20 protein-coding genes are annotated in these 23,658 nt (G+C 49.5%); 3 read left to right on the plus strand and 17 right to left on the minus strand.

The genetic code is table 11. The features are described from left to right. Positions 1–219: 219 nt before the first annotated feature. The 13 genes from BK120_RS15320 to BK120_RS15380 all read right to left on the minus strand — a co-directional run bounded on the left by BK120_RS15320 (position 220) and on the right by BK120_RS15380 (position 16,618). Complete coding sequence (locus tag BK120_RS15320; protein WP_076268376.1) at positions 220–1,095, minus strand: pentapeptide repeat-containing protein; 876 nt, start codon at positions 1,093–1,095, stop codon at positions 220–222. Positions 1,096–1,361: 266 nt separating this feature from the next. Then, positions 1,362–2,417 (minus strand): ABC transporter substrate-binding protein, encoded by a 1,056-nt coding sequence (locus BK120_RS15325; RefSeq protein ID WP_076268377.1) that lies wholly within the window; start codon positions 2,415–2,417, stop codon positions 1,362–1,364. Between the two features lie 25 nt (positions 2,418–2,442). After that, positions 2,443–3,306 (minus strand): ABC transporter permease, encoded by an 864-nt coding sequence (locus BK120_RS15330; protein ID WP_076268378.1) that lies wholly within the window; start codon positions 3,304–3,306, stop codon positions 2,443–2,445. Continuing rightward, positions 3,306–4,100: an ABC transporter ATP-binding protein gene (locus BK120_RS15335; protein WP_256710906.1), complete on the minus strand. Its 795-nt coding sequence runs from the start codon at positions 4,098–4,100 to the stop codon at positions 3,306–3,308. Before BK120_RS15335 ends, BK120_RS15330 begins: the two co-directional genes overlap by 1 nt. Positions 4,101–4,630: 530 nt before the next feature. Then, positions 4,631–5,383 carry a type I methionyl aminopeptidase gene (gene map / locus BK120_RS15340; protein ID WP_076268379.1) on the minus strand — a complete coding sequence of 251 codons (753 nt, stop codon included), beginning with the start codon at positions 5,381–5,383 and terminating at the stop codon, positions 4,631–4,633. A 450-nt stretch (positions 5,384–5,833) separates the two neighbouring features. After that, positions 5,834–6,022: a hypothetical protein gene (locus tag BK120_RS15345; protein WP_076268380.1), complete on the minus strand. Its 189-nt coding sequence runs from the start codon at positions 6,020–6,022 to the stop codon at positions 5,834–5,836. A 181-nt stretch (positions 6,023–6,203) separates the two neighbouring features. Further along, positions 6,204–6,425, minus strand: a complete 222-nt coding sequence (locus tag BK120_RS15350) for a hypothetical protein (RefSeq protein WP_076268381.1) — start codon at positions 6,423–6,425, stop codon at positions 6,204–6,206. A gap of 138 nt (positions 6,426–6,563) precedes the next feature. Next, a complete protein-coding gene (locus BK120_RS15355; RefSeq protein ID WP_076268382.1) occupies positions 6,564–6,992 on the minus strand; it encodes a PaaI family thioesterase in 429 nt (142 codons plus the stop codon). Between the two features lie 5 nt (positions 6,993–6,997). Further along, positions 6,998–8,782 carry a long-chain-fatty-acid--CoA ligase gene (locus BK120_RS15360; protein ID WP_076268383.1) on the minus strand — a complete coding sequence of 595 codons (1,785 nt, stop codon included), beginning with the start codon at positions 8,780–8,782 and terminating at the stop codon, positions 6,998–7,000. A gap of 15 nt (positions 8,783–8,797) precedes the next feature. Then, positions 8,798–10,585 carry an acyl-CoA dehydrogenase family protein gene (locus BK120_RS15365; protein WP_076268384.1) on the minus strand — a complete coding sequence of 596 codons (1,788 nt, stop codon included), beginning with the start codon at positions 10,583–10,585 and terminating at the stop codon, positions 8,798–8,800. A 74-nt stretch (positions 10,586–10,659) separates the two neighbouring features. Beyond that, positions 10,660–11,880: an acetyl-CoA C-acyltransferase gene (locus BK120_RS15370; protein ID WP_076268385.1), complete on the minus strand. Its 1,221-nt coding sequence runs from the start codon at positions 11,878–11,880 to the stop codon at positions 10,660–10,662. 24 nt (positions 11,881–11,904) lie between these two features. Further along, the gene (locus BK120_RS15375; protein ID WP_076268618.1) at positions 11,905–14,346 is read right to left on the minus strand and encodes a 3-hydroxyacyl-CoA dehydrogenase/enoyl-CoA hydratase family protein; all 2,442 of its coding nucleotides are present in this window, start codon (positions 14,344–14,346) and stop codon (positions 11,905–11,907) included. 31 nt (positions 14,347–14,377) lie between these two features. Beyond that, complete coding sequence (locus BK120_RS15380; protein ID WP_076268386.1) at positions 14,378–16,618, minus strand: heterodisulfide reductase-related iron-sulfur binding cluster; 2,241 nt, start codon at positions 16,616–16,618, stop codon at positions 14,378–14,380. Positions 16,619–16,851: 233 nt separating this feature from the next. Between BK120_RS15380 and BK120_RS15385 the strand changes: the two genes are divergently transcribed. The 3 genes from BK120_RS15385 (at position 16,852) to BK120_RS15400 (ending at position 20,137) form a co-directional block, all read left to right on the plus strand. Then, positions 16,852–17,700 (plus strand): electron transfer flavoprotein subunit beta/FixA family protein, encoded by an 849-nt coding sequence (locus tag BK120_RS15385; protein WP_076268387.1) that lies wholly within the window; start codon positions 16,852–16,854, stop codon positions 17,698–17,700. Between the two features lie 37 nt (positions 17,701–17,737). After that, on the plus strand, positions 17,738–18,058 hold the full coding sequence (locus tag BK120_RS35285; protein ID WP_179089809.1) for a hypothetical protein: 321 nt from the start codon (positions 17,738–17,740) through the stop codon (positions 18,056–18,058). A 1,086-nt stretch (positions 18,059–19,144) separates the two neighbouring features. Further along, positions 19,145–20,137: an electron transfer flavoprotein subunit alpha/FixB family protein gene (locus BK120_RS15400; RefSeq protein ID WP_076268390.1), complete on the plus strand. Its 993-nt coding sequence runs from the start codon at positions 19,145–19,147 to the stop codon at positions 20,135–20,137. 254 nt (positions 20,138–20,391) lie between these two features. On the opposite strand, the gene BK120_RS15405 is transcribed toward BK120_RS15400, so the two are convergent. From BK120_RS15405 to BK120_RS15420, 4 genes are all read right to left on the minus strand, one after another. Next, the gene (locus BK120_RS15405) at positions 20,392–21,063 is read right to left on the minus strand and encodes an SOS response-associated peptidase (RefSeq protein WP_076268391.1); all 672 of its coding nucleotides are present in this window, start codon (positions 21,061–21,063) and stop codon (positions 20,392–20,394) included. A gap of 140 nt (positions 21,064–21,203) precedes the next feature. Further along, positions 21,204–22,055, minus strand: coding sequence for an AraC family transcriptional regulator (locus BK120_RS15410; protein WP_076268619.1), 852 nt, complete (start codon positions 22,053–22,055; stop codon positions 21,204–21,206). 392 nt (positions 22,056–22,447) lie between these two features. Then, positions 22,448–23,164, minus strand: coding sequence for a hypothetical protein (locus tag BK120_RS15415; RefSeq protein WP_076268392.1), 717 nt, complete (start codon positions 23,162–23,164; stop codon positions 22,448–22,450). Positions 23,165–23,189: 25 nt separating this feature from the next. Continuing rightward, positions 23,190–23,642: a flavodoxin gene (locus BK120_RS15420; protein WP_076268393.1), complete on the minus strand. Its 453-nt coding sequence runs from the start codon at positions 23,640–23,642 to the stop codon at positions 23,190–23,192. Between the last annotated feature and the right edge of the window lie 16 nt (positions 23,643–23,658).

Below are 23,658 nucleotides of genomic sequence, written 5' to 3' on the forward strand. Positions count from 1 at the left end.
GTGATTTGTGGTTTGTGGTTTGTGGTTTGTGGTTTGTGGTTTGTGGTTTGTGATTTGTGGTTTGTGGTTTGTGGCGGCTATTGTTCCATCGGCAACAAACCAATTAATAGTAAAATGGCTGCCTAACGGCAGCCATTCGTATAATTAGGTCAACCAGAATCTTCTGGTTGGCCTTTTTAATGTAATGTGTAATAGCACACTTAGGCATTCGTTCATTTTCTATGCTAACCAGTGTGTTGGACGAGTAAGCGTCGGCGGAAGTTTTGTATCTGCATTCCCTTTGGCTGCGTTAAGCTGAAATTGCGTCAGAAAGAGACTTTTTGAGAGGTTTGCACCACTGAGGTCAGCGTCTCGAAAATCAGCTCCGATAAGGTCCGCCGCTCTAAGATCGGCATCTCTGAGATCCGCAGCTATCAGATAAGACCCTCTTAGATTTGCTCCGATAAGATCAGCACCTCTAAGCTTAGCTCCCATGAGATCGGCGCCTCTTTCGTAGGTCTTCTTACGGCCTCGAGTGTTACTCTGCTTATTCGCACGAATGGCTTCCTCGCGTACAAGCTCACTTGCTTTAAGAAGCAGCTTGTTGATTGCCAAACGATGTGCTGACACATTCAATTCCACCAATGAATCCGGGCTCAGGCGAGTGAACCGTTCTGTTTCTTCGAGCATAAATCTAAGCTCATCGTGAATCGATTGTGTCGTTTCCAGTGCAAGCGCCTCGTTTAAATACCAAAGCAGCTCGTGGATTTGCCGCATGACCCGGAATACCTCGTACATTTGCTCCGCGGTATCTGGTACCTGCCGCCAATCTTGTCCGTTATAGGTTACCTGTGAAACCTGTTGACCAGCTCCAAAACAATCGTAAACTGTACAACCTTTAAATCCCCGCTCCCTAAGACTTTGATGAATGCCGCAGCGAAAGTTCGATTGCAAATTGCTGCATGGCTGACCGGCGTCTTTATCGATCGCAAAATCTATAGAAGCTGTGAACGGCAATGAAACACAGCATAAACCAAAACAATTCTCGCAGTCAGCATGCAGACTGCCTCTATTCCATTCAGGAATGGATTGTGAAAATTCGTGTATCACAGACAATGTGAGACCTCCTAACCAATACTTGGTGCAGTTAAATGAACTTTCATCTATATAAACAGATTGTTTTTATTCCAGTTCTTATATCCTATTACTGTAAATCCCTTCAGTCAATACCGACAGCGGCGCATGTGCACGGAAAAAATCATTTAAACTAAACTTTACCAAAATAGTTGAAGCTTCGTATCGAAAAGCTATATTCTTACATGAAAAAAGGATACAGATCACGGCAACGTGTCTGCATCCCTTTTTATAAATCTATCCACTTATCATTTACCAGGCAAAAACTCTGTCGTAAATATCTCCTTGGCGTCGAACTTATTTTTGAGCAGCCCTAGATCAGCAAGCTGATTGATCAGCGTCGACCAACGCTCCTCTGTCATATAGCCAAATCCATGCTCAGCAGCATCCCCGCCATAAACAAATTCCTTCTGAGCTTGATCCTCAAAATCGATCGCATCAAGATCAATATTCGGATTAGCTGCATGAATAGCGGCATTCACTTCCTTAGAAGTATCCTTATAAGACATCCAGCCCTCGGAGAAGGCAGCGACAAAATTTCCAACGGTCTCTTTATTTTTCTCCAAATACTCTTTTGTGACGAACAATACGACATTGTATGGATTATAACCAGATTCCGAAATTAGCAATGTTTTTGTTTTTACGCCTTCCTTCTCCATGAAGAACGGCTCTGAAGTTAGGAATGCTTGAGTGACCGATTCTGGATCAGCAAGGAAATTGACATGCTGGCCGGTGTAGGTCATTTCTTTTGCTCCGCTCAAATCATATTTACTCTTCAAAAAGTCCCAATACGTAATGCCCGGCTGAATAAATACGGTTCTGCCATTGAGGTCCTCGAAGCTATTTACTTCCGCACTTTCTTGAAACATGAACGCTTGCGGACTGCCTTGAAGCGCCGCTGCTACGACAACCAAATCAATCCCCTGATTTTTGGCGATAACGATTTGATCCGCATGAGCAAGACCGAACTCCGCTTTTCCAGAAGCGACGATTTGCACAGCCGAAACCTGCGGGCCTCCCGGCTCAAGCGTAACATCAAAACCATGCTTCTCAAAAATCCCCTGCTCCTTGGCCGCATATACACCGCCATGCTGTGCCTTTGGAAACCAGTTCAGAACAAGCTTTGCTTTCTTCGTTTCTACAGGAGCTTTGGGCTCTTCTGTAGCAGCCGTTTCTGCAGTTGGTAAATTCTCTGTTGTATTTGCCGGTGTGTTATTTCCAGACTTCCCTCCACATGCTGCGAACAAGACCATCATTAGCGTTAGCGATAAAGCAACTCCCCCGAATTTCATCCATTTCTTCATTTTGTCTCTCCTCCACTTTTTCTATTTATTTTCTTGTCTTCATCGCGGACTCATGCCATGAGCCCAGTACTCGCTTAGCGATCATGCTGACGATGAGATAGAAGCTGATGCCTAAAATAGCTGAAGCAATACCGCAAGCAAATAAAAAAGGTGTTTTCATCTGTACAGCAGCTATCGTTATGGCGTAACCGAGCCCGCCTTTGCCGCCCCCAATTCCTGCCACATACTCCCCTACAATGACTCCGACAATCGATAGGGTACACGATATTTTCAAACCAGCCATGATGTAAGGCATTGCAGCAGGTAGGCGAAGCTTCCACATCTTCTGCCACTTTGACGAATTGTAAAGCGTGAACAATTCATCCATATTGGAATCCACTGAATTTAATCCCATTAATGTATTGGAGACAACAGGGAAAAATCCGATTAAAAAGGAGATAACGACGATAGAATTATAGCCGGCGCCAAACCAGATCACGACAAGCGGCGCTACAGCAACAACGGGAATGGTCTGAAGGATAATGGCGTATGGATAAATGCTTCGCTCCATAATGAGCGAGCTGGCCAGCAATATGGAGATGAAGATACCGATCACCGCGCTAAGCAAAAAGCCTACTACCGACTCCAAAACAGTAATGCGCACGGCTTCCCACAAAATGGACCAGTCCTCGATTGCTGCTTTCAACACATCCGTCGGTTTAGGGAAAATAAAAGGCTTCATGCCAAGCCAAGCAGGAATGAGCTGCCAGAGCGCCATGACAAGAACAAAGGCCACAATCGGTCCTAGATAATAATGTTTGAATGTATATCCGAAATTTCGGCTTGTTTTCTTCACAACAACAGGCGTCTCAAGCTTAGGCTGCAAGGTTTCGAATGATGAGATCGACATTAACCCAGCTCCTTCCGATGAGTGCCATGCTCCAAATAAGTTGAGGCAAGCTCAACATATTTACCGAAATCCCGCTCGGTTCGCATGCCAAGCGTTCTTGGATAGGGCAGCCGCACATTAATTAATGCAGATAATTTTCCAGCACGTGCCGACATGACGGCAATCTTGGAGGATAGCAGAACCGCTTCAAACACATTGTGCGTCACGAACAAAACAGTCATTTTCTCACGTTCCCATATATCAAACAGCTCCATTTGGAGGGTTTGCCTTGTAATTTCATCAAGCGCTGCAAAGGGCTCATCCATGAGCAGAAGTTTTGGCTTCGCTGCTAGAGCGCGGGCAATGGAAACTCGCATTCTCATGCCCCCAGAAAGCTGTCTTGGATATGCTTTAAAATGATCCTTTAAACCAACCATCTCCAGCACTTGTTTGGCCGCTTCTTTATTTTCTTTCATATTTCCACCTCTGAGCTCCAGAGGTAAAATGACATTGTCCAGCACAGTGCGCCACGGCAATAAATTAGCTTCTTGGAATACATAGGCAATATCGTTCGACTCACGGATCAACTGCTTCGGCTCCTTGCCATTCACCAGCACACCACCAGAGGTAGCCTCCTCCAGCCCCGCTACCATTCGAAGCGCAGTAGACTTTCCACAACCAGACGGTCCTAGAAAGCTGATAAACTCTCCCTCTTTTATGGAGAAATGAACATCACTTAGCGCGATGGTTCCGGTATTATATATTTTACTTACTTGGTTAAAGGCTACGATTTCTTTCCCTGCCACATCATTCACATCGTCTCCCCCTTTTCCGCTTAACAATCGTCAGATGATATTGGTTTTTATGTTAATTTATATGACATATTATCACTCGAAATACCTAGGAACAATAGCTAAGTTAGCTAAAATTGGGCGCTCATTATTGTGCAATCCTAATAAAACTAACTTGAATGCGTTATATTCATGGTGATCACAAAGTCATTTATGTTAGAAAACCTAACTCAAACTGACTACTTTTATAAAATGCAAACAAAAAAAGTGATCATCCAAAAAAATCAGATGATCACTTCTAATTAATTAGCAGCATTAACATGCCCAATATGTGCGTTGATTGTGGAGATGGACAAGCTTTCTTTTCCACTCCTCTTCCCGTTCGCGTTCCACAGAAAAGAACTCTTAATCCATGGCTGTTTTTGGCATTTTCATTGAATTTATGCAGCGCATATTCAACCCAAACACGAAAATAAGCAAACTAAAAAAGCCGAGCAGCAGTTAGATCCTGCACAGGCTCGACTTTTGATTATGGTCAGTTAAAACTAATATCATTATTCCCAGCGGGTCAACACGATTGGACCTTCCTTCGTAATCGCCACGGTATGCTCAAATTGCGCCGCCCATGCCCCATCTCTAGTCCGAGCCGTCCACCCATCCTGTGCTATATATACGTCGGCTCTTCCTGCTGTAAGGATCGGCTCTATTGTTATCACCATACCTTCTTCAAGCAAAATCCCCTGACCAGGCAAGCCATGATGCATAACCTGAGGAAATTCATGCATGCTTCTGCCGATGCCATGACCAACAAAAGCTGTTACTACCTCAAAACCAGCTCTTTCCGCTCTTCTTTGAATCGCGTATCCGATGTCTCCCAGTCGATTGCCTAGCACAGCTTGCTTTATTCCATCTTTTAACGATTGCTCTGCTGCAAGGAGCAGCTTTTCTGTAGCCGTATTCGTCTTGCCAATTGCATAAGTCCATGCTGAATCAGCTTTCCATCCGTCCAAATCAGCTACCATATCAATCGTAACAATATCACCGGCTTCCAGCGGCTCAGAGTCTGGAAAGCCGTGGCAAACAACCTCGTTAACGGAGGCACACGTAGCAAATGGATATCCTTTATAGCCTTTCTGCGCCGGAGTCGCCCCTCGATCCAGCATGAACCGCTCAACAAACCGGTCAATCTCCTGCGTGGTGACACCCGGCGCTATCCGTTTCGAGAGCGCTTTGTGACAGGCAGCGACAATACGGCCAGCTTTACGAATGCCCCGAATATGTTCCTTTGTCTTCAAATCCACTGCCATGTGTGTACGTACCTCCTCCAGGTTTTACGATAGTAAAATCCACTTCGAAAGCATAAGCCTAGGTTTTACGTAGTAAAATCCACTTCGAAAGCATAGACCCAGGTTTTACGATAGTAAAATCCACTTCGAAAGCATAAGCCTAGGTTTTACGATAGTAAAATCCACTTCGCAAACATACCCCGCCTATGACAACGAGTAGATTTGTCTATGTATAACTTATTCGAGAAAAGGGAGACACATGCCCATCAGATATGGCGAAATTATGATTTGGAAGGAGAAATATTCGTTGCACTCGCGAGTGACCAAAAATAATCTGGGGTTAGTTGGATAGGTGGGAAATCCGCTTTTAGAAAAACCTATCATCCTAAGTTTGTACGTCCTGTAAAAAAACAAAAAGACTTTGCATCCTGCCTATAGACAGTTTACAAAGCCGTATCCTTCATGATGAGTCTAGCTGACCGAGGAGTTGATTCTGCACAATTCATTTTCCACCAATGTCGTTAATTCATCTTCGTAGCCCCCGGTAATCCGGTACTTTCGAATATACTCTTTAACAAATTTACGCGGGTCCTTGGGTTGAAAAATTCTCGTGAGTTCTTTCAGGCTTTCCTTGACTTCATTCTGGCTATGCTTCGCCATGAAATCTCCTCCCCTTTACGTTGGATGGTCGTCCTAAACAGCATTATACGAGACCGCATGCGGCGATTACACCGCAAGAACCCCCACTCGGTGCAGGCAACTCCATGGCCAATGAGTCACAATGTTCGCATTTTTCTTACTATTATAACATTTAGGTTCAGAATATGAAAGTTAACAATTATTAATCTCTTGGCGCGGCTTTTTTGGATTTGGGCGGCTTCTTATGCTCAGAATCCCTTGCGGTTGTTATGCTAATTACGTTTGGAGGCGAGACATCAGCTGACTGGTGAGACGTAGAAGAAAGCCGATCTTTACGAAACATTCTTAAATATGCGATTACGCCAATAATAGCGACTAAAATTCCGAATGCTAAAACCAATGTCGTTACCCAGCCCTGAACCATGTCCTCGCCTCCTTCCCCTATTACTTTTATCGGTATATTACGCTTAATTATTAGTTCAGTTCCACACAAGCTTTTCTTCCATAATTAGGTATTATTATATCGTACCAGAAGCAAGCAATCAACTTACGAAAATGTGAACTAAATGATCCGATACGCGCCGATCCCGCAAACGAGCAGCTTGCCTGCGTCATCCTTGACCTGCGCTTGCAGCGTCAGTGTACGTTCCGTTCGGTGAACCAGCTCTGCTTCGCAAAGCAGCACGCCTCCCTTGGCGCTGGCGAGAAATTGTGTGTTCAAATTTGCCGTTACCGCACTTTTCTCAGGTGCTGCTAGCATAACCACAAGCCCCATCGCATTATCCATCAAAGACATCAGTACTCCGCCGTGAACGATGTTTAGCAGATTAAGATGCCGCTCCGTTGCATCTAGGCAAATGGCCGCTTTGCTTGCGTTTGCCTGCACGATTTCACAGCCAAGCAATCCCCAAAAGGTGGCTTGCGCACGTTCTGCGAGCCTTGTCAGATGACCGGCTTGATCTGCCTGTTGAACAAACCAATCCTCATCCATACCGCTCACTCTCCCTTCTTCTCCGCCTTTCTCGCCTTTTCAGCCTCCGCCTCCTCCTCCTGCAGTTTTCGACGAAGCACTTTTCCGACCATCGTCTTTGGAAGCGTTTCCCTAAAGGAATAGTGGTGTGGCACCTTATAGGAAGCGAGCCGCTCTCTGCACCAACGGTCAAGCTGACTGCTTGATACTTGCCAGCCCTCCTTAAACACAATAAAAGCTTTTACTGTTTCGCCTCTGTACTCATCCTTCACACCAATCACTGCCGCTTCCCTTACAGCCGGATGCTCGAACAGTACCTCCTCCACTTCACGCGGATAAATATTAAAGCCGCCAGCGATAATAACATCCTTAATTCGATCCATAATTGTAAAATAACCATCTTCATCCATCGTAGCGAGATCGCCAGTATGGAGCCAACCATTCCGCAATACCTGATCCGTTTCAGCAGGCTTATTCCAATATCCTCGCATGACCTGTGGACCGCGAACAATTAATTCCCCAAGCTGGCCGCTAGGCAGTCTCTCACCACTCTCAGGATCGATTACTGCCGCATCCGTATCCGGAAAAGGTATGCCGATCGTACCGATTTTCCGTTTCTCCCATACCGGATTGGCATGTGTGACGGGAGAAGATTCCGACAAGCCATAACCTTCAACGAGCCTTCCGCCAGTTAAAGCTTCGAACTTCTCCTGCACCTCTAGCGGCAAAGCCGCTGATCCGCTAACACACACATTAATAGAAGAAAAATCGATTTTTGCAGCGGACTTATGATGGATGAGTGCGACATACATCGTTGGCGCGCCTGGAAAAATGGTAGGTTTCTGCTGATTAATCGTTTGCAATACCGTCTCCACTTCGAAGCGCGGAAGTAATATAAGCGTTCCCGCACGCAGTACCGACATATTCATTAATACCGTTAATCCAAACACATGAAACAGTGGCAGCGCCGCTAAAAATCTCTCTTTAGCATCCTCCGCTTTATAGCACCAAGTAGATATTTGTATCGTATTGGCAACGAGATTGCGATGAGTCAGCATCACACCTTTTGGCGTTCCTGTCGTGCCGCCTGTATATTGCAGCGCCGCGAGATCAGACCCTTTTGCCGAATCAGGCAGGCTCATATCCGTATGCTTTGCTGCAAGCAGCTTCTTATAAGAAACGACACCATAGCTGCCATATGGAATATCTGCACGAAAGCCTTCTTTTCGCTGCTTAAGAGGATAAAGCAAGTTTTTCGGAAACGGCAGCCCATCCTTAATCGATGTGATGATGGCATGCTTCAGCTGCGGCAGCGGACCCGACTCCGGCTGCTTGCCTCGAACCCGAGACAAGCGTGCATAAAGCAGATCAACCGTAATAACAGCAACAGCTCCGCTATCTGCCAACTGATGCTCAAGCTCCCGCTCCACATAAAGCGGATTCGTCTGAACGACGACGCCGCCTGCAAGCAGCACGCCATAAAAAGCAGCCACTGCCTGCGGGCAATTCGGCAGCATGATTGCCACACGGTCTCCTTTGGCTATGCCAAGGGAAAGGAGTCCATAAGCGAGATTAATCGCATTCTCGTGAAGCTCGCGGTATGTTAATATTTTGCCAAGGAAATGCACGGCAGGATGATTTGGATGATGATTAGCCGCATTAATTAAAAACTGGACGATGCTCTGATCGGGATAGTCCAGTGAAGGTGAAACCTCTTTAGGGTAATGTTGAAGCCATGGGCGCGCTTGCTCTTCAGATTGAGTGGACGGTTGCTCGGGCAAAGACGGATCTTCCGGTCTGAGCGAATCCATTCATGCTCTCCCCCTTCACACGACATAATGCTCACTATTAATGACACGAGCGGCAATTGTTCGCTTCAAAGCAACCGTATCTGAGATAGGCGCGCGCATCAGCTTTTTGAGGACGGACAGCTGCATTTGCAGCCCGTCTCCCGTCTCTAGCGCAGCAAGCGCCAACTTCGCTAGTGACTCAACCCGCTCCATTGCCTCCTGCACAAAAACTGTCGTCATCGCTAAAACATTTTCCGTCTTTTCCGAAGCGACTCCGCGGCTAGCCTTCCATATTTTTTGTGAGCGCAGCAGTGCGCTTTCCATGGCAAAGATGTTGATCATAAGATCTGCAAGAGAACACAGCACCTCTTGTTCCTGCTCCAGCCGCAGTCCCAGCTTCTGAACAGCAAGCCCGCCGATGGCGAGGAAGATTTTTTTCGCTTGACCTACGCGGAACGCTTCTTTGCTAAGCGGCTTTTCAAGAGGCGGAATCGGCATCGGCTGCAGCAGCTCTGCTTGCAATGAACGAGCTTTGCGCAGCAGCGGGAGCTCGCCCTTTAACGCTTTTTTCATCAGCGTGCCAGGAATGAGCATCCGATTAATTTCATTCGTGCCTTCAAAAATCCGATTAATTCGCGAATCCCGATAAATTCTTTCCACCTTATACTCGCGAATATAGCCGTAGCCGCCGTGAATCTGCACCCCTTCATCCGCTACAAAATCAAGCGCCTCAGATGCAAAAACCTTTATAATCGAGCATTCAATGGCATACTCTCCGATTGCCTTAGCGACCGTCATGCCTTCAACTGCCGCCCCGCCTTCTTCCGTCGTCCGCAGCATCGAATCGATCCAGCCCGCAGTTCGGTAAACCATGCTCTCCAGCACATAAGTACGAATGTTCATATCAGCCAGCTTGGCGCCTATTAACGGATAGGAGGAAATCGCCTTCCCAAATTGCTTCCGCGTATTGGCATAGGCCGATGCAAGCTCAATGGTCTCCTTCGACGAACCGAGGCAAGCTGCTCCAAGCTTAAAGCGTCCTATGTTCAAAATGTTAAATGCGATTTGATGCCCTTTTCCAACCTCCCCAAGCACGTTTTCAACCGATACCGCCACATCTTCAAAAAATAAAGGGCGTGTTGAAGAACCCTTGATGCCCATCTTATGCTCCTCCGGTCCAATACTGAACCCCGGCATGCCTTTCTCTACAATAAATGCTGTAAAATACTCACCGTCTACCTTCGCATAAACGATAAATAAGTCAGCAAAACCTGCGTTTGTAATATAGAGCTTTGATCCATTGAGCACGTAGTGCTTCCCATTTGGCGATAATCTTGCCGTCGTTTTCGCCCCTAGAGCATCCGAGCCCGATGCTGGTTCCGTTAAGCAATAAGCAGCGATGCGCTCCCCCGTTGCAAGTGCCGGGAGATACGTTTCTTTTTGCTTTGGTGTTCCGAAAAAAACGATCGGCAGCGTGCCGATTCCCGTATGAGCGCCTACCGAAAGCGCAAACGAGGAGGATCTTGCCAACGTTTCTGCGAGCAGCGTCGTACTTACCTTGTCGAGCCCCAGCCCGCCGTAAGCCTCCGGCACATCTGCGCCCAGCAGTCCAAGCTCGCCTGCTTTGCGCATCAGCTCTACGGTCAGATCATAATTTAAAGCTTCCAGCTCCGCATCGCGCGGCGTTATTTCCGCATCCATGAACTGCTGCGCCGCATCCGCCATCATTCGTTGCTCTTCCGTAAAATCCTCGGGCGTCACGACCGATTCCGGCACACTGTCTTCCACGACAAACCGACCGCCAAAACGTATCGTCTCCGTCATGCGCAGTTCTCCTTTCAGCCAACCGATTATTATATTTCAGGATGCTGCCAAACTCCCTTATCCGCCTGCCGACCTTATTGGTCTGAATTATACACCTCAATTACGCCTGCTGCTCCCATACCTCCGCCTATACACATCGTGACAACGCCAATACCGCCGCCTCTGCGACCAAGCTCATGAATAAGTGATACCGACAGCTTTGTTCCTGTACAACCAAGCGGATGTCCGAGTGCGATAGCTCCGCCGTTCACATTGACGATTTCAGGATTAATGCCAAGCTCTTTAATTATTGGGACACACTGCGCCGCAAAAGCTTCATTAAGCTCAAATAGATCAACCTGATCAAGCGTAATTCCCGCTTTCTTAAGCGCTTTAGGCACGGCTTCGATGGGACCGATACCCATAACCTCAGGAGCGACGCCAGCTACACTAAAACCGCGGAATACGGCAAGCGGACGATAGCCAAGCTCCTCCGCACGCGCCCTGCTCATCACGATTACCGCAGCTGCTCCATCGCTCATTTGGGACGTATTGCCCGCTGTAACCGTACCTTCTCTTGCAAAAGAGGGCTTGAGCGGCGCCAACGTCTGAACCGTCGTCTCCGGCCGGACGCCTTCATCTGTATCGAAAGTGATCACTTTCGACCATGGACGGCCAGCATCGTTCACGCCGGAGCGGCTTGTCGTTATTGGCACGATCTCAGCTTGGTAGCGTCCTGCTTCAATAGCTGCTGCCGCCTTGCGATGGCTCGATGCTGCAAACGCGTCCTGCTCCTCACGCGTCACCCCATAACGGCGGGCAACCTCTTCAGCCGTATGTCCCATCCCCATATAAACCTCTGGCATCGCATCGACAATGGCAGGATGCGGCGACAGCCTGAAGCCGGTCATCGGCACATGGCTCATGCTCTCCACTCCGCCAGCAGCAATAATGTCCGCATCGCCAAGCCTAATTCGCTCCGCTGCATAGGCGATTGCTTGCAGGCCTGATGCGCAGAAACGGTTAATCGTTACTGCTGGCGTCGTCACCGGCAATCCCGAATAAAGCGAGATCGTGCGCGCCATATTCAAGCCTTGTTCGCCTTCGGGCATCGCGCACCCAATGATGACATCCTCTATAAGCTCGGGCGACAAGCCGGGCAGGCGTTCAAGCGCACCTTGCAGCACAGCTCGCCCAAGATCCTCTGCCCTCGTCTCCGCAAGGCTCCCCTTTGATGCTTTGCCGACCGCCGTCCTCACCGCAGCTACGATAACGGCATCACGAGCGTGATCTTCAAACGGTGATGAAGCTGACATTTCACTCTCCCCCTTCGTTTTAGACTAGTTGCGCAGCGGCTTGCCTGTCGCGAGCATATGGCTCATACGCTCCTGTGTCTTGCGCTCGCCGCATAGGCTGAGGAATGCTTCGCATTCCAAATCGAGCAAATATTGCTCGCTCACTTCAGCGCCCGGCTGAATGTCCCCGCCCGCGAGTACAGAACCAAGCTTGCCGGCGATAAGCGCGTCATGCTCACTAATATGGCCGCTAAGCTGCATCGCTTGCACCGCTACCTTAAGCACCGCTCTGCCTTCTCGTCCGGCAACGCGAATACGTTCCTCCGCTGGCGGCGAGTAGCCCGCCCGGTCCAGCTCCAGCACCGCCCGCTTCGCTTCGGCTATCCGTGCCTCCTGCCGCATAATGACCTTATCCTGCGGCCGCATCAATCCCAAACGGCGAACCTCATAGCCGCTGGTTGATGATTTGGCCAGCGCAATCGTCTCAAACAGCGCATTCAAATGCGGCTGCAGGTCTCCGCCTGGCTTGCCGCCATTCGCAATAAAGGCCCGTTCAGCTGCCATCGCAGCCGCTTCCTTGCAGCCCCCGCCCGCAGGAATAAGGCCAACTCCCGTTTCCACTAACCCAAAGTATGTCTCTGGCGAATAAATAATACGATCAGCAGGCAAGCATGCTTCTACTCCGCCGCCCAGCGTCATTCGGTGCGGAGCAGCTACGACAGGACGGTCAAGCCGCTTGAGTCCCAGCATACTGCTCTGAAAGAAACGAATAATATCCTCCACTTCATCCCATTCGCCGCTTTGCGCCTCCATTAATAGCAGCATCAGGTTTGCTCCTACACAGAAGTTTTTCCCCTCATTCGCTATCACAAGCCCGCGCCAATTTTGTGACACCTCCTCTGTGCTTTGCCGAATCGCCGATAAAATATCACCCCCGATGGCATTGTTAGGCGAATGGAATTCCAGCAGTACAACGTCATCGCCAATATCGATTAGACTAGCGCCTGAGGTAGACAATACCGTTTTTCCGGCAGCCTTTAATGCCGTTAAGGAAACCGAATCAGCTTCCTCCACCTCTCTCTTGTATGCTCCCCTTGCAGCATAAACCCGCTCCGTTCCCTCCACCTTATAGAAGCTTTCATGTCCGGCTTCCAGCCAAACCGCCACCCACTCTGGGATCGCATCGCCCTCCTTCTGCATTTGCTGCACCGATTTGCGAAGCCCTATCGCATCCCACAGCTCGAACGGTCCAAGCTCCCAGTTAAAGCCCCAGCGCATTGCGCGATCGATATCCGAGATTGAATCCGCAATGACACCGACTTGTGCCGCTGCATAAAGCAGCGTTTTTTTGATAGTGGACCATGCAAATTTAGCGTAGCGGTCCTGCGGGTCTGTGCGAAGCAGCGCCTTCACTTTTGCCGCCGCTCCCTTCGCAGCCTTAGACGCATCAATAACAGGTGAGTTGACTGAACGCTTAGGCCCATACTCGAGCGTATCCAGCTTAAGCGATTCAATCTCACTGCCTCCTTTCCCCTTCACCTTTCGGTAAAAGCCCGCACCCGTTTTCTCACCCAGCCGTCCCGATGCTGCAAGCTTCTCAAGCAGGGGCGGCCTTGCAAAAACCTTTTGCTCCGCTGGATCGCTGCTCCTCTCCCGCACATTATCCACGACATGCAGCAGCGTATCTAACCCAACCAAATCTAGCATGCGCAGTGTCGCCGTCTTCGGCCTTCCCATCGCCGGGCCGGTCAAAGCATCCGCTTCCTCTACCGTCAGCCCAAATGCCAGTGTATCCTCAAGCGTAACCAGCATGCCGTAAGTACCAATTCGGTTCGCAATGAAGTTAGGCGTATCCTTCGCCAGTACGACTCCCTTGCCAAGCCGCTTCTCGCACACCTCCATCAACAGCTGAACAACCTCGGAAGTGGTGTCTTCGGTAGGCACGATCTCAACAAGCTTCATATACCGCGGCGGGTTGAAAAAATGGGTTACCGCAAAATGCTGCCGAAACTCCTTGCTCCTCCCCTCTGCCATGGACGCCGCTGATAATCCCGACGTATTCGTAGAAACGATGCTGCCCGGGCGGCGTGCGGCTTCAACCTTTGCAAGCACATCACGTTTAATATCGAGCCGCTCCACAACCGCTTCTACAATCCAGTCAGCCTCACCCAGCAGGTCTAGATGATCGGTCAAATTACCTGGCGTAATGCGTGATGACCAAGCTGGATCGTAGAGTTGGGCGGGTTGTGACTTGCCCATTTTTGCTATCGCCGCATTTGCGAGGCGATTGCGCACCTTGGCATCAGAGAGCGTAAGCCCCTGTCGTTCTTCCTCTGCCGTCAGCGAATGCGGAACAATGTCCAGCAGCGTCACTCGCATCCCCGCATTGGCTAAATGTGCAGCGATGCCGGCCCCCATTACGCCGGAGCCGATCACTGCGGCTCTGCGAATCGTACTTGAGTTATTTTGCGATGCTTGTGTCGTCATAGCCTCCTCCTCCTTTTTGACAAACAGCGGCTTATTCGCCAAAAACACTTTCGGCAAGCAGCTCAGCCACATCACGTGCGATTACCTTCTCATCCGCGCCCAGCGCCTTTAAACCGTCCTCCATCATCGTTAGGCAATAGGGGCAGGCGGAGCTGATAACCGATGGTTTTACTTCAAGTGCCTGAGCGGTTCGAGCATGGTTGATGCGAGTTCCAGAATGTTCCTCCATCCACATGAGACCGCCCCCCGCCCCGCAGCACATGCCGTTCGAGCCCGAGCGCTCCATCTCTTCAATCGATACGCCTGGAATGGAGCGAAGCAGGCTGCGCGGCGCTTCATACGTATCGTTGTAACGGCCGAGGTAGCAAGAATCATGTACGGTTACTCGCTCCTCAATCTTATGCTCCGGCTTCAATAAACCTTCCTCAAGCAGGCGAGAGAGCATTTCGGTATGATGCTCCACGAGGATGCTAGGATTAAGACCGAAGTCAGGATATTCATTTTTGAACGTGTTATACGTATGCGGGCAAGCGGTCACGATTTGTGTAACGCCATATTTGTTAAGCGTTTCTATATTCTCGCGGCATAGCTCTTGGAAAAGCAGTTCATTGCCGATTCGTCTAGCTGTATCGCCAGAGCTTTTTTCCTCCAATCCCAGCGTAGCGTAGTTGATTCCCGCATGGTCCAGCAGCCTAACCACATCGTACAAAACACGGCGGCTTCGCATGTCATACGCGCCCATTGATCCCGCCCAGAGCAGCACATCTGCTTTTTTGCCCTGCTTTTTCAGCTCCTGCATCGTCGGCACTTGAATGCCGGTTCTGTTCTCGCAATCTTTAATCCAAGCCGCCCGCTCGGCACGCGGCAGGCCCCAAGGATTGCTTTGCCGCTCGATATTCTGCAGCGCGCGCTGCCCGTCAGACGGCAGCCTCCCTTCCATCAGCACCAAGTAACGGCGCATATCGATAATCTTGTCGACATGCTCATTGCCAACCGGGCATTGCTCCTCGCAATTCCGGCAGGTCGTACATGCCCAAAGCTCCTCTTCGGTCAACACCTCGCCGATCAGCTCGACCTCCTCTGGCTTAGCACTCTCTTTTATATTCCATGCCCCAGCCTGCGCAGCCATGGTTGGCGCTATGTTTGTGCCCCATTCAGATTCAGCTTCCCAAGCAGGAAGCACCGCTCCCATCACATGGGCCTGAGGCTCACGCGATTTCGAATGCAGCAGGCTGGCTGGAAGCCATGGTGACTTGGACGTTATGGCAGCGCCTTTTTCGGTCAAATGATCCCTCAGCTTCACAATAAGATGCATCGGCGAGAGCAGCTTGCCGGTGCTCGATGCCGGACAAACATTCGTACAGCGTCCGCATTCCACACATGCATACAAATCTAGCATCTGTTTTTGCGAGAAATGCTCAACCTTCCCTGCACCGAAGGACTCCGCTTCCTCATCCTCTAGGTTAAGCGGCACAAGTCGGCCGGGAGGCGTGCTGCGTCTGAACCAAAGATTCACAGGCGCTGTCAATAAATGAAAATGCTTTGATTGCGGCACGTACACAAGGAAGCTAAGCAGAACCAGAAGATGCAGCCACCAAAACAATTCAAACCCCGCATGGGCTGCGGTGCTTTGCGGCTCTACACCTGCACTCTCAAGCATAGTGGCTATGGGAACGCTCACTGGTGCGAACTTCGCCTCAACGATGGCTGCAGTGGATCCATGCACCGAAGCCAATCTCTCGAATGCTAATGAGAATAAAACAGTCAGCATCAACGAGCCAATAAACCACATGACGAGCGAAGGTTTCCACCCCCGCTTAAGCCGCGGGAGCCGTTCCCCATAACGCCGGAATGCACCGTACAGCACAGCTGCAAAAACAAGCGTAACGGTCATCTCCTGCGTCAGCGAAAACCAATTATAATAGGGCAGCGGCAGCGGTACACCTTGGTTCAGCCCTTTCCAAACCAAGTCCGCCGCACCAAACTGAAGCACAATAAAGCCATAAAAATAAACCAAATGCATCACGCCGCTTCTCACATCGTTCAGCAGCTTACGATGGCCTAGCACTTGTGAGGTAAAACCGGATTTACTGCCTGACTTGCGTCGATACCGCGAAAAAACCGCCGGCACCCCAAGCCTCATATACAAGATGCGCCGCTGTACAACCATCGCGAACATGGTAATAGCAAACAGCACAACCGCCGCGAATAATGCCCATCTTCCCCCTATCAACCAGTGATCGACATTCCTAAGTGCCAAAAAAGATGGCATACGCCCCGCCTCCCTTATATGCCGGCTATATAACCGAGCACCTGCGCGCGCAGTAGTCGGACAAGTATTGAAGCGCTTACAAAAATAGCCGCGGTGCTCCATGTATATGAGCTTTCGGCCTTGAACATGCCGCACAGCGGGCAATTGCACACGGTCTATTCAATTCCAAGACAGCATATCCTAGCACTGATGGACAGTGTCAACAAATTAGCGGTACAAGTGAGGGAGCTTCTATGCCGAAAATAGTTGTGCTTCTCAAGCAAACGTTCGATACCGAGGAAAAAATCATTGTAACACCCGCTGGCGTTGACGAAAGAGACGCCAAATTTGTAATTAATCCCTACGATGAATACGCGCTCGAGGAAGCCATTCGCCAGCGGGAGCAGCTCGGCGGCGAGGTCATCGTGATCACCTGCGGTTCGGAGCGCTCGCAAGAAGCGCTCCGAACAGCTCTGGCTATCGGAGCAGATGAAGCTATTCGGCTTGATAGCGCAGATTTGTCCGATGACAGCTCAGCCGTCGCTGCTGCTCTTGCTGCCGTAATTGGACCGCTTTCCCCTGACTTGCTGCTAGCCGGCTTGTTTGCAGTAGACAGCGGCGCTGGAAGCGTAGCTCTGCAAATTGCCGAGCTGCTTCACTTGCCTCATGCAGCTTCAGCTGTGAAGGTCACCATCTTGACTGCTGGGGAGCTTGGCTCCCTGCCTGCCGATGGGCTTCTCAGCTCACCTACTGCTCGGAGCGCTGAGCGTTACGCATTAGTTGAGCGCGATGTTGAAGGAGATACCGAAACGGTATCGATTCCACTCCCTGCGCTCATTACCGCTCAGCAAGGACTAAACGAGCCGCGTTATCCGTCGCTGCCAGGCATTATGAAGGCGAAGCGCAAGCCGCTTCGCACAATAACAGCTGCTGAGCTGATCGCCAGTGGCGAGCTTTCACTTGAAAGCGTATCGCCTCGCACGGCGCGTACGCAGCTGCTCCCGCCGCCTCCACGCGCAGCAGGCAAACGGCTCCCCGGCGACCCGGCCGAGCAAGCCGCAGCTCTTGTTTCTCTGCTGCGAGAGGAAGCGAAGCTTCTTTGAGTTTGTGAATTTTGTAGTTGGGAGCTGTTTAGCGGTAGTGGGGTTGGGTTGGGGGGATTTAGGTAGTGGGGCTGAGATGATCGCCAGTGGCGAGCTTTCACTTGAAAGCGTTGTGCCGCGAACCGTGCGCACGCAGATGCTCCCGCCGCCTCCCTCTGTGCGCTGCGGACAAATGGCTCCCCGTGCGAGCCGACCGAGTAAGCTGCAGCAAGCAGTGCAAGCAGTGCAAGCAGTGCAAGCAGTGCAAGCAGTGCAAGCAGTGCAAGCAGTGCAAGCAGTGCAAGCAGTGCAAGCAGTGCAAGCAGTGCAAGCAGCAACAATTGTCTCGCCACTGCGGGAGGAAGGGAAGCTTCTATAGGAACATGACTTATTCAGTGAAGTTGGGCTTTTCAGGGGTAGTGGAGTTGGGCTGGGGAATGTAGATAGTGGAGCAGGTAGTAAATTTGTATTGGGGCATGTTGATATTGGGCAGGTAGTGGTTTTGTGCTGAGGCATGTTGGTATTGGGCAGGTAGTAAATTTGTGTTGAGGTATGTTGGTATTGGGCAGGTAGTGGATTGGTGCTGAGGCATGTTGGTATTGGGCAGGTAGTGGATTGGTGCTGAGGCATGTTGGTATTGGGCAGGTAGTGTTGGTGCTAAGGCATGTTGGTATTGGGCAGGTAGTGTTGGTGCTAAGGCATGTTGGTATTGGGCAGGTAGTGTTGGTGCTGAGGCATGTTGGTATTGGGCAGGTAGTGTTGGTGCTGAGGCATGTTGGTATTAGAGCAGGAATGATGCAGAGACATTTGACAAGAACTGAATAGTTACTGGTTACTAGACAATTTAGTGAGTTTTCTTGTTGATAAAGTGGCTCAAATCAAAAGCAGTGTTTGACCTACATTGGACTTTGGTAATTAATCAAACCTTCCCAATTAACGGACATCAGATACCTTATTTGCTGAAAAACCTTCTATTTCTCGATCTAACGGACATAGGTTCCCTTATTTCATAAAATATCGAGCGTTTGGGTGCCATTTAGGGCAAATAACGGATCTCATGTCCGTTAAATTGTAATTTAGCCCTTAAATACAGAAATAACGGATCTCATGTCCGTTAGATAATAATTTATGCCCCTAAATTCGGAAATAACGGCTCTCATGTCCGTTAGAAAGTAATTTATGCCCCTAAATCCAGAAATAACGGATCTCATGTCCGTTAGATAATAATTTATGCCCCTAAATTCAGAAACAACGGCTCTCATGTCCGTTAGAAAGTAATTTATGCCCCTAAATTCGGAAATAACGGATCTCATGTCCGTTAGAGAGTAATTAACCACTAAATTCACAAATAGCGGCTCTAATGTCCATTAAGACGATACCTAAACAGGTCAAGCACTGAATATAGAGTTGAACGCACAAAGAGCTACGCTTATTCGTAAAAGCTGTGGAAGAGGAGCTGTATCCTATGTCCAAAACCATTCTCGTATTTGCAGAAAGCCGGAATGGCGCGCTGCGCCGAGTGGCGCTTGAGGCACTCGGCGCAGCGCGCCGGCTCGCAGGCAAGGACGGCCATGTCCACGCCGTCCTTGCCTGCTTCGGCGGTGCGGCGGATGAAGCCGCCGCACTGCTCGCGCGGGGCGCGGACGTCGTGCATATCGCCGACGATCCGGCCCTTCGCGCCTTTGCGCCCGAGGCGTATATCGCCGCCCTCGGCGCAGCCATAACTGCGGTGCGGCCGGACGCGCTATTGCTCGGCCACACCGCTTTGGGGCGCGAGCTCGCGCCCCGAGTGGCCGCTGCCAATGGCGCCGGCCACATCGCAGACGTCATTGCCATCGAAACATCTGACGATGGCAATGACGTCTTATTTACCCGCCCGCTCTACGCCGGCAAGGCGTTCGAGCGGCGCAGCTTTGTTTCGGGCGCGACGTGGGTCATCACCGTGCGCCCGAACAACCTCCCGGCGACTGAACCGCTGGACGCCGCCGATATAAAGGGCACCGCAGCGGAGCTGCCCTTCACGGTGCCGCCGCTTTATACCGCCGTGCGCAGCGTTGTGCGCCGCGCCGGAGGGCAGCTCGATCTTGCCGAAGCCGACGTCGTCGTGTCCGGCGGCCGAGGCGTTCGCAGCGCAGCAGGTTTTGAGCCGCTGCAAGCGATGGCAACAGCGCTTGGGGGCGCAGTCGGCGCCTCTCGCGGCGCATGCGATGCCGGCTACTGCGATTATGCCCTCCAAATCGGGCAGACCGGCAAAGTTGTCACGCCTCAGCTCTATATTGCTTGCGGAATCAGCGGCGCTATTCAACATCTGGCGGGTATGAGCCAATCTCGCGTCATTGTCGCTATCAATAAAGACCCCGATGCCCCTATTTTCAGCGTTGCTGATTATGGCATCGTAGGCGATTTATTCGAGGTTGTTCCGCTATTAACAACAGAGCTCCAACGTGCTCGCGCTTAAATGTCCTAGTTTTCATCTAATTGCCTCTCACCCGAATCGCGCTTAAATGTCCTAGCTTTCATCTGAATCGCACTTAAAATTTTTTCACCAAAGTTGATTCCATCTACAATCAACTAAATCATCTGATTCAAGCCCCTAACCCTGTCCACTAAAAAATCAAAAAAAGGCGTCTACCCTGTTTCGGCCGCATACAGAGCCGAGTCAGAGATAGAACGCCTTTTGATTTAACCTATATCACTTATTAAATCACTTACTTATGCAAAATCAGGACGGATTTCACGAATACAATCCGGCGATTCGTACAGATCATCATGCACCGCATTCGTTACCGGGTAGGCGCGCATGAGGTAAGTGTCCATAGCCTCTAAATGCTTCCGCAATCCGCTGAATTCGGTAATACGCGGATTGAGCCAATCTTCCATACCCTCTTCGTCCAAAATAACCGGAACTCGAGGCTGCCACACCGACATCGCTCCTGTCGATGCTGCGGTAATCATTGTGAAGGCACGTACTTCCTTGCCGCTCACGTTTTTCCAGCAGTCGTAAATGCCCGCTATGCCAAAAAGCTGCTGGCTTGGAACAACAATGTGCATCGCCCTCGGATCACGCTCTTTGCCGAATTGCTTTTGACCAAAAAAGCCGCTGCATGGCAGCACACATCTTTGTCTGCGAAGCATTCTTTCTAAGAAAGGCTTCTCGGACAACGTCATATGGTCTGCATTAACTGCATCCTTTGCCCAAAAAGGAAACAGCCCCCATCTCGATTCCTCCATCGTCCGCTGATCAAATCGATCATTCATGACAATCGAAACCATCTGAGTCGGAGCTGCATTAAATCGGTTTGTATGCCCACGAATTACTTTTCCTACCTGAAACATATCCACTATATCGCCAATATCTGCTGTTAACGAAAACCGTTCAATCATCGCGACCACCCTTTTCACGTTGTTGAATCCAGTTTTTGTTAAAGTCGCGATATTTATGCAACGTTTCTAGTCAGAATATTAGAAAGACCTAAACAACAGCTTTCCGAAAATAGTTCCTCTACTCTTCAAAATCCGCTCGTCTACATCGTAAACCGTTTTCGGAATTTAAGAGGAGGCATTCCCGTATGGGATGCAAACAGCCTAGAGAAATGCGGCGTCTGCCGGAAGCCTGTTTCCTCTGCTACTTTTGCAATGGTCCAATCTGTCTTAATAAGCAGCAGCTTTGCTTGATCGAGTCTATAATAAAGCAAATATTGCTGCGGCGTACAATCAAAAACCTCACTCATGCAGCGAGTAATATAATTCGTATGTAATTGAAGCACATCGCTCAGCATCGTATTGCTGATTGGTGAACGATAATTCAGCTTTAAGTACGCAGCCGCACGCTCTGCTACCGATACGGCAGCTTTAGCCGCATCCGAGCGCCAGCCTTCGTCCAGCATTTGAAGCAAATGCAGAAACCGCTGCTGCCGATCCCAGAACGCGCCATGTGACGAGCCTTTGGAAGCCTCATGCAATTGTGAGAAAATAAGACTCGCTTCATCCGTGTAGGTAAGCTTCATTTGTTTAGGCAGACGAATGGCATAAGTGTAGTAATCTCCTCTAAGCGATCCGCTTTGATTGCCTACCGTCTCCTCCCAAGCGCCTACTGTTTGAAAATGAATCCAATCAAACACGGTCTCTTCCTCGCATGGACGTGTAGAATAATGCCAGCGGTCCGGCCTTAAAATAAGCACATCTCCAGGACCGAGCGTCCATCTGCGATTATCCTCTGCTACATGCAGTGCTCCCTTGTTTACATACAACAAATCAAATACGCCGAGGTTTGTCCTATTCGGATGCTCCTCGCCCGCACGATAAACCAAACGGTTGGATTCTATAAAAAATGGCAATGGTGGTGAACGAAACGTTAGTAATAGCTCCTCTGACAACCTAATCTCTCTCCTTCTAGAGTTTTGCATAGCAAAACTCACTTCGTAAGCATGAGCTTTGTTTTGCATAGCAAAACCTTCTTCGTAAGCATAAGTTTTGCTCAGCAAATCTCTCTTCATAAGCATTAATCCAGTTTTGCACAACAAAGCCTGCCATCCTAGCCTATGCTCATTTTACCTAGCAAAACTAGCTTCAAAAAGCATACGCTTACTTTTTCACAGTAAAATAAACTTCGCAATTAATAATCATGTGTAAATGTGCAAAAAATGACTACTGCTCATGTTACTTGAAAACCATTTCATTTGTCTACAACAAAAGAAATCCCCCACCATTCCGCTTCCGGAAATGACTTGGGGGATTTGCAAATTTTGTATTATTTTCAGCAGCAATTTCACATCACCAGCTGTACATCATCCGAGCCCGGATTAACCTTAAAGAAATCTACGTCCGGCAGCAAGCTTTTGACCAAAAACATATAATCATAAGAAAGCTCAAGCGATTGCTCGTCAGGCACGAACACGACCTGCTTGCCGCTTAAAAGGGAGAACACTTCGATTCGGTCAGGGAGCTTCTCGAATGCACTCATACAAAATACCGATGTCATATGAAAATATAGATTAAGAGCATCTTCATCTGTATCTACTGCTAGCTTTTGAACAATATAATGATCAAGCGAAGCCTCTTGCTCGGCAGAAACCAAATGAAAGATTTGTGAAATCTCCAAATCGAGCTCCTCTACATAAGCCGTCATTTGTTCATAAAATATAATCGGCATACTCGGTGCTCCGCCGCCAAGCAAGAAGGCTGCCAAATGCTCCTTAATGGTTTGCTTCATTTGCAAGAAATGCTCATCGGAATGGAACTTATAATTTCGATTTGTCCACCAATTCTCAACGGAAGTATGTATCGTCTCTACTCCGCGTGTCTCTTTGGACTGACGATAAAAGTCGTTTACCGTGTGGCTGGCTGCATATTGAACAAGCTGCCGCCAATTCACATCACTTTCCTGCTTGCGACCGGACTTTCTTCGAGCGAACCGTTCGGGGCAACGCAGCAGCTCTTCTAGCTTATAGTCTTCAACTCTCAAAATCGCTGGCAACTGCTCCATTACAAAGTCCGCCTTTCTCGTTCCACTATCCGGCTACCGCTACAAGACCCGCAATTTGGCGTCCTAATTTTCTTCCTTGCTCTTTCTCTTCCTCAGACGCGTTATATTCAAATTTAATGCACTCGCCCGCAATTTCTGCGCCGAGCTCCTTCAGCTTCGCTTCAATTGTATCTACAGCGCCGCAATAGATTGGGTATGATGTATCGCCTGAGCCAAATACGGCTGCTTTCTTGCCGCTAAGATCAAGTCCATCCATTTCTTCGAAGAAATCGAGAAATTCATCCGGCAGCTCACCGTCTCCCCATGTGTACGCGCCAATAATAATGGCGTCATAATGATTCAGCTCATCCGCGGTGGCATCGAAGGCTTCTTTAGAAACAACCTCCGCGCCCGCTTCCTTAGCTCCTTCTACTATCGCCTCGGCCATTTCTTCTGTATTTCCGGTCATGCTAGCATACACCACAAGTATTTTGGGCATCTTCTTTCCTCCGCTT

The organism is Paenibacillus sp. FSL A5-0031 (genome assembly GCF_001956295.1).
Lineage (GTDB): Bacteria > Bacillota > Bacilli > Paenibacillales > Paenibacillaceae > Pristimantibacillus.